The organism is Mesorhizobium sp. M4A.F.Ca.ET.022.05.2.1 (assembly GCF_003998845.1).
Lineage (GTDB): Bacteria > Pseudomonadota > Alphaproteobacteria > Rhizobiales > Rhizobiaceae > Mesorhizobium.
The window spans coordinates 1-9,928 of record NZ_RZOJ01000226.1; the positions used below are offsets into that span (position 1 = coordinate 1).

Genomic DNA, 9,928 nt, shown 5'->3' on the forward strand with positions numbered 1-9,928 from the left:
GCGTGTGGGCGCGAATGGACTGGTGAGAGGTGGCGCGCATCCCTCACTCCCCGGCCGCCGCGGCGCCAGAGCGCGGCGGCTCCTCGGTGGCGAGCCTCAGCCGCGGCACGCCGGCCACCGTTGCCACCGCCGGCTGCGGCCGCGGGAACAGCCGGGCGAGAACGTCGTCCTTGAGGCCGAAAGCCTGGATGCGGCCCTGGTTCATCGCGAGGACGAAATCGACGGTGGCGAGCGCGCTCGGCCGATGCGCCACGAGGACGACGATGCCGCCGCGCTGCCGCACCAGGAGGATCGCCTGGAACAGCGCCTGCTCGCCCTCGGCGTCGAGATTGGAGTTCGGTTCGTCGAGCACCACCAGGAAGGGATCGCGATAGAGCGCGCGGGCGAGCGCGATGCGCTGGCGCTGGCCGGCCGAGACCGCCTCGCCGAGCTCGCCGATCTCGGTCTCGTAGCCGTCGCGGAAGCCGACGATGAGATCATGCGCGCCGGCGGCCCTGGCGGCGGCGATGACCAATGCCGGATCGGCGTCCGGCTCGAAACGGGCGATGTTCTCGGCCACCGTGCCGGCGAACAGCTCGACGTCCTGCGGCAGGTAGCCGATGAAGCGGCCGCGATCCTCCTGCGACCACTGGTCGAGGTCGGCGCCGTCGAGCCGGACCCGGCCCGCCGCAAGCGGCCAGGCGCCGACCAGCGCCCTGACCAGCGTCGACTTGCCGGAGCCGCTCGGCCCAATGATGCCGACGGCATGGCCGGCCTCGAGCGCGAAGCTCGCCTCATGCACCAGAAGCCGCTGGGTTCCTGGCGCGGCGATGCTGACGATCTGCATGAAGATATGACGGGCAGGCATCGGCAGGGCCATCGGCCGGGCGTCGGCCGGCATGGCGGCGAGCATCCTGTTCAGCCGCTGCCAGCCTTGCCGCGCGGTGAGGAACCCCTTCCAGTTGGCGATGACCAGGTCGACAGGGGCCAGCGCACGGCCGCTGAGGATCGAGGCGGTGATGATGATGCCGGCCGTCGCCTGCTGCTCGATCACCAGCCAGGCGCCGACGCCGAGCATGGCCGATTGAAGAAGCATGCGCAGCATCTTGGAGACGGCGCCGAAGCCGCCGGCAATGTCGCTGACGCTGCGCTGCTCGGCGAGATAGTCGCGGTTGGCCTCCTCCCACTTTGCGGCCATGCGGCCGCCCATGCCCAAGGCCGCGATCACCTCGGCATTGCGGTTGCCGGCGAGCGTCAGGCCGTTGCGCACGATGCCGGTCTGCGTGCCTGACGTGACCGGCTTGCGCGTCAGCCGCTCGGCATAGACGGTGAGCAGCACCAGCACGATCGCGCCGACCAGCGCGGTCAGGCCGAGAAGCACGTGGAACATGAAGATGATGGCCAGATAGAGCGGCAGCCACGGCAGGTCGAACAGCGCGGTCGGGCCGCTGCCCGACATGAAGGTGCGCACGCTGTCGAGATCGCGCACCGGCTGCATGTTGTCGCCACCGCGCCCAAGCTTCAGTGGCAGCTTCAGCACGCTGGCATAGACGCGGGCACCGAGCGCCTCGTCAAGCGCGGTGCCGATGCGTACCAGGATGCGGCCGCGCACGAAATCGAGCACGGCCTGGCCGGCATAGAGGATGGCGACGAGCAGGCTGAGGCCGATCAGCGTCGGCACGCTGCGGCTGGGCAGCACGCGGTCGTAGATCTCGAGCATGTAGATCGAGCTCGAAAGCATCAGCACGTTGAGCACGCCGCTGAACAGGGCGATGGCGGCAAAGGCCGAGCGGCAGGAGCGCATGGCCGCTGCGAGTTCCGAGCCCGGCGGCCGGGTGCCGGGCCTTGCCGTCGGACGCCGCACGACACCGGCAACGGCGTCAGCGCTGCCGGGCGCACGCAACAAGGCAAACGCGCCGGCGCCCGCCAGCGCCGGTGGGATCAGCCAGACCCAGGCCGGCAACGCGCCAATCGCGCCGGCCAGGGCGAGCAGAATGGCGCAGGCGATCAAGCCGAGACCGGGAAGCCTCGCCTGCGCCAGATCGAAGATGGCGGAACCCTTTGCCATGCCAATTCACGCGGCAACGCAGCAGAGAGGTGCCGGCCGAAAGGCCGGACGCCAGCTCATTTGATGCCCGTCAGGCCTCCCACCTCGTGCAGCGTCAGCCAGAACTGGTCGAGCGTGTTGGGATGCTCGTCGATGATGGTGGTGCCATTGAACCAGCCGACGTTGCCGCCCGGCCCCGAGGTCACCAGTTGATCCTGGTTGAACCACATCAGCGCGTTCTTCAGGCCCTCGCCATTGGCTTCCTGGCCGCCGTTCCAGTCGGCAATGCCGGATGCCGGGTCGATGACGTCGACATATTTGTTCCAGGCGATCGAGCTGGTCTTCACCGCGGGGCCCGCCAACGCCGTGCCGGCGCCGTTGGTGTCGATGAAGCCGTCATTGTTGCTGTCGAGATTGACGCCGAGGCTCGCCCAGGCGCCCTGGCCCTTCAGCCACATCACAGCTTCGTCGATCAAGTTGAAGGGCTGCGCCACGCCGTTGTCGATGTTGAGCTGGGCGGCGATCGCCTGCTGCAGCATGATGACGCGCGCGTCGCCGCTGGTCGAACTTGATTCAATGGATTTTGCCAGGGAGATTGAAATCCACAGGTTGTGGTCGTCGTCGACCAAGCCGTTGTGGTTCGCATCCCCAAGCAGCAGGTATTTGCTCTCGTCGACGCCGACGGTGGCTGGGTCGTCGACGCTCGGGTTGACGTCGAGACTGGACAGGACGCCGCTTTTGACGGCGCTCTTGGTGGGATTGCCTTCGTTGCCGGGGATGTTGTCCCAGGCGTCGGTATGACTCCCCCAGAAGCCCTGCGTCAGCGCCTTGTTGGAGTAGCCTTCATAGTCGCTGCTGTCGGTGGCACTCGGCGTGCGCGAATGGCCGGCCGTATCGGTATAGGCATCGGTGGTGGCGGTGGCGTTGTTGACATAGCCGCCGAGCTGCGCGGTGCCGGTGGCCTGGTAGTGCCAGGTCTCGCCGACGTCGAGCAGGCCGTTCTGGTTGGCGTCGCCGGAGTTGAAGCCGCCGGAGAGGATCGCCGCCGGATGGAAATCGTCACCAATGCCAGGAGTGCCGTTGTCGTCGGTCACCACCACGTTCGACAGCGCGACGTTGCCGTCGTTCTTGACGTCGTAGGTCCAGGTCACCGGCTGGCCCTGGAAGATGTTGAGGCCGTGATCGACGCCGTTGGTCTTCTTGTCCAGCGTGATATGCGGGTCGGCGCCGAAATAGCTGGAGGGGTCGGTGTCCTGAGGCGTGGCGGTATGCCCGGCATCGTCGGTGAAGGAGCCGGAGGCGGTGCCGATATTGCTGTAGTCGCCGATGCCGGCGACGCCGGTGCCGGTGTAGACCCAGGCCTCGGTCAGGTCGAGCTTGCCGTCCTGGTTGGTGTCGCCAACATTGAAGCCGCCAACGAGGTCCGGCGAAACCACCACGCCCTGGTCGTCGGTCACGTTGATGCCCGACAGCGCGACGTTGCCCAGGTTGGTCACCGTGTATTTCCAGGAGATCGGCTCGCCGGAAAGGATGCTGATGCCATCGCCCGAGGCGGTGTCGTCGACCGTCACCTTGTCGATCTTGATCTGCGGGTCGGCGCCGAAATAGCTGGAGGGGTCTGTGTCGCTGGGATTGGCGGTGTGGCCGGCATCGTCGGTGAACGAGCCGGAGGCGGTGCCGATATTGCTGTAGCTGCCGATGCCGGCGACACCGGTGCCGGTGTAGATCCAGGTCTCCGTGAGGTCGAGCTTGCCGTCCTGATTGGCGTCGCCGACGTTGAAGCCGCCGACGAGATCCGGCGTAACGACTACGCCCTGGTCGTCGGTCACATTGATACCCGACAGGGCGACATTGCCCAGATTGGTCACGGTGTACTTCCAGGAGATCGACTCGCCGGCCAGGATGGTCAGCCCGTCGCCCGACGTCGCGCCGTCGACCGTAACCTTGTCGATGTCGATCTTCGGATCGGCGCCGAAATAGCTGGAGCCGTCGCTGTCGTTGACCGTCGTGCCTCCGCCCTCGCCCGACACGGAGCCGATGTTGGAATAGTCGCCCTTTACGGCCGTGCCGGTAGCCGTGAAGATCCAGGTCTCGTCGGTGTCGAGCTTGTTGTCATGGTTGAGATCGCCGACATTGAAGCCGCCGCTGAGCTCGGGCGAGACGATCACGCCCTGGTCGTCGGTCACGACGATGTTCGACAGCGCCGTATTGCCAGTGTTGGTCACCGTGTACTGCCAGCTGATCGGTTCGTCGACCAGCACGACCAGGCCGTCGCCCGACGCAGCGCCGTCGATGGTGATCTTGTCGATGGCGATCGCCGGCTGGTCCTCGGCGCCGCCGCTGAGCGTGGTGGTGCGCCACTCCTCGAAGCCGCCATTCGACCCCGAGAAGCTCGAATAGAGCGTCACGTAGGAATCTGCGGTAACGCCGGCATCGGTGAAGGCGGTGACCGGGATAAGCACCCGGTAGTCGTCCGTTCCCGAGCCGTGGTTGGCGTCGATCAGCGCTTGCGTGGTGGCGAGATCGAAGATCGAGGTGAACCCGGCAAAACCGGCGTTGTAGTCGGCAAGCGTGGCGTCGGCACCGGAGATGTAGATCCTCAGGTCGGTCAGCGAGATCTCGCCGTTGGTGGTGTTGTTGCTTTCGTTGAGGTCCAGCCGGAATTCGATGTAGTCAGTGCCGCCGACATTGATCGGCTGGAGATCGCCAAATTGCAGGCTGTGCGTGAAGGAGGCCTTGTTGTCGAGCACGTTGCCGTTCTGATCGGTGTTGAAACCCTCCTCGACGCTCGTCGCCTGAATGCGCAGAAAGGAATCGTAGTTCCCGGTTCCCGATCCGATGGTCGTTGCTTCGAGAAGCACGCCGCCGCCAATGTCCGCCATGTTACTTCCTCCACAAAGTTGCGCGGTCGGCGGCCGAGCCGCCGTCCCCTAGACCCAGTCTGATCGCGGCGCCGGCGCCAAACGTCCGTGGTCCGCGCAGCGCGGCCCTGCCGGCAAGCGATCGTTGCATGAAAAAACGGTGGCGGCTTTGGACGCGGAAAAGACCGGCGAGGAGTCCCCTTCGCCAGACACAACACCCCCCGGATGGCGGGACAGGCCCGCCGTCGGACTGACTGCTATACTCACGCCCTAAGCCCCGAACCCCCACGCGGTCATCAGCAACCGCTTGGACGTTAATATTTCCCAAACCATACTTTGCAGGTTGCAGTGAGCGCGTCCATATAACCCCGGTTATAGGAACCATCACGATGTCGCCATAAGTAAAATTCGGCGATCACGCGAATATATCTTTTCGAGGATTCTCGCTTTTCCTCGAAGGGGGTCGCGACGTTTGCTCAAGCCGCCAGAGTTTCCCGCGCGCTTCGTTGCGTCGCAAGAACAAAGGCCTGCATCGGCAGGGCGGCTCCTGAGCTTTTCCGTCAATCGCCTCGCATCTTGCTAAGGCACCCGGCCTGGGGTTAACTAAGTAGTTGCTAATATTTGTGCGACCACGCTACTTCCGTCGGCTTGGTTTCACGCTGGGGGTGCAAGCCGCGATCCCGTATCGATTCCGGCATGACAGGAAGCGTCCCGTTTTGGGCACGCAGGGGAGAAGTCACCGTGACCGAACACGGACCAGGGGCGGACTGACGATGGTCGCGACAATCCTCGTCGCCGACGATCACCCGCTGCTGCTGCACGGGCTGACCAGCCTGATCGCCCGCGATCCCGGCTTCAGGATCGTCGGATCGGCGCAAAACGGCACGGCTGCAATGGCGATGATCCGGCAGGAGAAACCGGATGTCGCCGTGCTCGATCTCAGCATGCCCGGCATGAGCGGGCTCGAGGTCGCCGCCGAGATCGGCAGGCAGGGGCTTGCGACGCTTTGCGTTCTCCTGACGGTCGGCGCCTCGCAGGCCCAGCTTTATGACGCGGTCGCGGCCGGCGTTGCCGGCATCGTGCTCAAGGAAGCCGCTATCGACGCGCTCTTGAGATGCCTCCACCGGGTCGCCGCCGGCGGTCGCTGGCTGCCCGCCGAGCTGGTCGGCGAGGCCATGCAAAGCGAGGCGGCGCGCAGGACCAAGTGGCATGACCTGTCGTCGCGGCTGACCAGCCGCGAGTTGGAGATCGCCCGGCTGGTCGTCACCGACAGGCCGAACGGGCAGATCGCCTTCGATATCGGGATTTCGAAGGGCACGCTGAAGATCCACATGAACAACATCTATCGCAAATTGCAGGTCTCCTCGCGGGCCCAGCTTTTGCAGCTCGCCGCCGGCCAGATCGGGCCAGAGGCCCGGAGCGGACGCACGGCAAAAGCCGATTCCGCCGCCGGTCCGAGACTGTTGTCGCGCCCGGCCAAATGAAAACCCGCGTGGGCCACACAAAGGTCGATGTCGCAAACGCCGCGCTAAGCCTATAATCTCCCCAGCCAGGGAGAGGTGGTGCGATTGCTCGGGACTTTCTTGGGGGGATATTTGCAGCGCTGGGGCAGGCTTTCGCTCGCCCTGCAGTTCTTCATTGCCGGCGGCGTCGGGCTGCTGGCGGCGATGTTTGTGGTCGGGCTGTGGGTGACCTCGCAGATCCGCGAAGGCGTGATAACCAATTCCGCCGCGACCACGGCGCTCTATGTCGACAGCGTGATCGCGCCGCTGCTGCCCGACATGCGCAAAAGCCGCGAGCTCGGCGACACCGTCAAGCGGGCGCTCGACGAAACGCTTGGCCAGGGCGCGCTCGGCAACCGGCTTGTCTCGTTCAAGCTGTGGCGGCGCGACGGCACCATCCTCTACGCCAAGGACCCGACGCTGATCGGCAAGACGTTCGAGCCGAACCCACACCTCATCGCCGCTTTCGCGGGCAATGTCGTGGCCGAGTACAACGACGTCTCAGACGATGTCGAAAACAGGGGCAACAAGACTTTCGCGCAGCCGCTGTTCGAGATCTACAATCCGGTGCGCGAGCCCTGGTCGGGCGAAGTCGTCGCCGTGTCGGAATTCTACGAGGTTGCCGACGAATTCCAGGCGACGCTGCGGGCAGCACTTTGGTCGAGCTGGCTGGTGGTGGCGGGCGCCACGGCGGCGGCGCTGACGCTGTTGTCCGGCATCGTCTTTCGCGGCAGCCGCACCATCGAGACGCAACGCGCCGCGCTCGAGGCCAAGATCGCGGAATTGCAGACGGCGCTGTCGCAGAACTCGTCGCTGCGTCAGCGCGTGCAGCGCGCCTCGCGCCGCGCCACCGCCATCAACGAACGCTATCTCAGGCGCATCGGCGCCGACCTGCATGACGGGCCGGCGCAGCTTGTCGCGCTCGCCGCGCTGAGGATGGACAGCCCGATCCTGCTTGATCCCGCCGCCTCGAGCGAGTTGCGCGAGGCCGAGATTTCGGGCATCCACAAGACTCTCGGCGAGGCGATGCGCGAGATCCGCGGCATCTGCAACGGCCTGGTGCTGCCGCAGATCGAAACACAGGCCGTACCCGACATATTGCGGCTTGCGGTGAAGGAACACGAACGCCGCACAAGCAGCAGGGTGGCGCTGACACTTCCTGCCCGCTTGCCTGAACTCGGCACTTCCGAGAAGATCAGCATCTACCGTTTCGTCCAGGAAGGGCTGAACAATGCCTGGCGGCACGGAAAGGGCAAGGATCAGGCGGTGCGGGCCAGCATGAAAGGCGGCAGGCTGATGGTCGAAGTGATGGACGGCGGACCCGGCTTCGATCCGGGCAAGAGCGAAGGGCTCGGGCTTGCGGGCTTGCGGGAACGAATCGAGAGTATCGGCGGGCAGTTCGAGACGCTGTCCGGGCCGCAAGGCACGCGATTGGTGATTACATTGTCTGTCGAGGAGCAGCCGTGACCGGAACCATCCGCATCGCCATTGTCGACGACCATCCCCTGTTTCGCGAGGGTGTCGCGCGCAGCCTGGGCGAAATCGGCGGCTTCGCCGTTGTTGGCGAAGGCGCCAGCGCCGAGGACGCCGAAAGGCTGGTCCAGACGGTTGCGCCCGATGTCCTTCTGCTCGACATCAGCATGCCTGGTGGGGGGCTCAACGCCGCGGCCACCATCCTGTCCGGCCACCCCGGCCAGAAGATCGTCATGCTGACCGTGTCGGAGACCAATGCCGACGTCGCCCAGGCGCTCAACACCGGCGTGCGCGGCTATGTGCTGAAGGGCGTCGGCTCCAAGACGCTGGCCGAGATCCTCAGCGACGTCGCCGCCGGCCAGAGCTATGTCTCGCCAACGCTGTCGGCGAGACTGCTGTCGGACCTCTTGCAGCCGGCGAGTCGCAAGCCCGATCCGCTCAGCCAGCTCACCGGCCGCGAGGCCGAGATCCTGCGGCTGGTGGCGGAGGGCCTCAGCAACAAGGAGGTCGCCGCCAGGCTTTCGCTGCAGGAGAAGACGGTCAAGCATCACATGACCAGGGTGCTGGCCAAGCTCAACGTGCGCAATCGCACGGAGGCGGCGCTGCTGATGCACGAGGCGAAGGAAAGAGGGCAGTAGGGGAATAAGGCAGTAGGGAACAGGAAATTGTAAAGGCCATGGAGCACACGGCTCCGACTGCCCTACTGCCTCAAAAAATCACCCCCGTCCTGAGGGCGGGGGTGGGTGAGGCACAGAGAGGGGGTAGTTCCCTGCCCTCACAAGGCCAAGAGGCGCGCCAGATCCTCAGGCGTCGCCTTGCGCTCGATGATGGTTCGGCCAAAGGCATCCTCCATCTCGAAGCGGCCGTTCTGGATCTCTTCCTTCATTCCGTCGGGATGGATGACCTTGATAGTGCTGCCATTGATCTCGACCTTGTCTCCGGTCGCCGCGTTGACGTGGCTGTTATGATTGGCGCTGTTGCCGCGGTTTCCGTTATTGTTGCCTGAATTGTTACCGCTGTTGTTGCTGTTGCTGCCGCCGGAGCTTGAATTGCCCCCACTGTTGCCATTGCCGCCGCCGCCGTTCCCGTTGCCGCCGCCGCCATTGCCGCCATTGCCATTCCCGCCGTCGGCATAAGCCAAGGCGGGAACGATCGTGGCGGCGCCGTAGAGCTTGACGTGGCAAGGCGCGATCGTCAGCGCCAGCGCCGTCGAGATCAACAGGGCAAGTCGGCTCAGCCGGTTCAAGGACAGTTTTGGCACCCTTCTCTCCCCGCCGGTCTTCTGCGCGGTCTGACAGACCGCGGCCGGCACGATTGAGAAGCAAAGAATCCATGCAAGCGCACGCGCACGAAAGCGGCCCACGACCCATGCCTTGCCGGTTCAGACCTTTTTTGCCGCCTATGCCGGACCTATGTCGCACGGTCGGCGCAATGCCGCCAGGCGCGACAGCGGCAACCGCAAACCGGGGCCGGTTGACGGCGCGTTAACCAAGTCTCTTGGAAAGCGGGGCGCAATTCTCTAGAACTATAGCGCGTGAAAAACACAGGACCGCGCCAACGAACCGCGATGCGCCAAGGGTCGCCCGGCAGAAATGCAAGGCGGACCCCAAAAAAATACCCCCGCCAGTAGGCGGGGGCAAGGTGAGCACGGAAGTCCTGTCAACCGATGATCAAGAACCGAAGAGACGAAGCAAAAGGTGGCAACCTGATTTTGCAGCGCTGACCTTCGGTCCCGAAAAGATCACTCCAGATAGAACCTCGCTCTCACAAACCATTCAAAAACTATTCAGTCGCGCCACATCGGCCGCGGTTGCCGCTCTTTCGACGATGGTGCGCCCAAGCGCGTCCTCCATCCTGAAGCGGCCGTTTTCGATTTCTTCCTTCATACCGTTAGGGTGCGTGACCCTGATGTTCTTGCCGTCGATTTCGACCTTGTCGCCGGTTACGGCGTTTACATGATCGACAGAAGCATCGCCGGCCTTGCCTTTGCTGTTTCCCTTGCCGTTGCCGCCGGCGTTGCTGTTGCCGCTGTTTCCGTTCCCGCTATTGCCGCCGCTGTTTCCGTT

6 protein-coding genes and 1 pseudogene are annotated in these 9,928 nt (G+C 64.7%); 3 read left to right on the forward strand and 4 right to left on the reverse strand.

Annotated features, from left to right (window positions below; all coding sequences use genetic code 11):
* Nucleotides 1-43: 43 nt before the first annotated feature.
* Together EN745_RS22030 and EN745_RS22035 are read right to left on the reverse strand one after the other, a co-directional pair.
* Nucleotides 44-1,783 (reverse strand): type I secretion system permease/ATPase, encoded by a 1,740-nt coding sequence (locus EN745_RS22030; RefSeq protein ID WP_245487786.1) that lies wholly within the window; start codon nt 1,781-1,783, stop codon nt 44-46.
* A gap of 320 nt (nt 1,784-2,103) precedes the next feature.
* The gene (locus EN745_RS22035; RefSeq protein ID WP_126055408.1) at nt 2,104-4,908 is read right to left on the reverse strand and encodes a hypothetical protein; all 2,805 of its coding nucleotides are present in this window, start codon (nt 4,906-4,908) and stop codon (nt 2,104-2,106) included.
* Between the two features lie 752 nt (nt 4,909-5,660).
* Here EN745_RS22035 and EN745_RS22040 point away from each other — a divergent pair.
* The 3 genes from EN745_RS22040 to EN745_RS22050 all read left to right on the forward strand — a co-directional run bounded on the left by EN745_RS22040 (nt 5,661) and on the right by EN745_RS22050 (nt 8,500).
* Complete coding sequence (locus EN745_RS22040) at nt 5,661-6,371, forward strand: response regulator transcription factor (RefSeq protein ID WP_126055409.1); 711 nt, start codon at nt 5,661-5,663, stop codon at nt 6,369-6,371.
* 111 nt (nt 6,372-6,482) lie between these two features.
* Entirely contained in the window at nt 6,483-7,856 is a 1,374-nt protein-coding gene (locus EN745_RS22045; RefSeq protein WP_245455515.1) for a sensor histidine kinase, read from the forward strand.
* On the forward strand, nt 7,853-8,500 hold the full coding sequence (locus tag EN745_RS22050) for a response regulator transcription factor (protein WP_126055410.1): 648 nt from the start codon (nt 7,853-7,855) through the stop codon (nt 8,498-8,500). Before EN745_RS22045 ends, EN745_RS22050 begins: the two co-directional genes overlap by 4 nt.
* A gap of 137 nt (nt 8,501-8,637) precedes the next feature.
* Here EN745_RS22050 and EN745_RS22055 read toward each other — a convergent pair whose 3' ends face one another.
* On the reverse strand, nt 8,638-9,123 hold the full coding sequence (locus tag EN745_RS22055) for a hypothetical protein (RefSeq protein WP_245455516.1): 486 nt from the start codon (nt 9,121-9,123) through the stop codon (nt 8,638-8,640).
* A 514-nt stretch (nt 9,124-9,637) separates the two neighbouring features.
* A pseudogene (locus tag EN745_RS22060) lies at nt 9,638-9,928 on the reverse strand (hypothetical protein); the annotation flags it as partial.

Coding starts and splice junctions, on each gene's coding strand:
- EN745_RS22035 (WP_126055408.1), bottom strand. CDS start 4,908: ATGGCGGACATTGGCGGCGGCGTGCTTCTCGAAGCAACGACCATCGGA.
- EN745_RS22030 (WP_245487786.1), bottom strand. CDS start 1,783: ATGCGCTCCTGCCGCTCGGCCTTTGCCGCCATCGCCCTGTTCAGCGGC.
- EN745_RS22040 (WP_126055409.1), top strand. CDS start 5,661: ATGGTCGCGACAATCCTCGTCGCCGACGATCACCCGCTGCTGCTGCAC.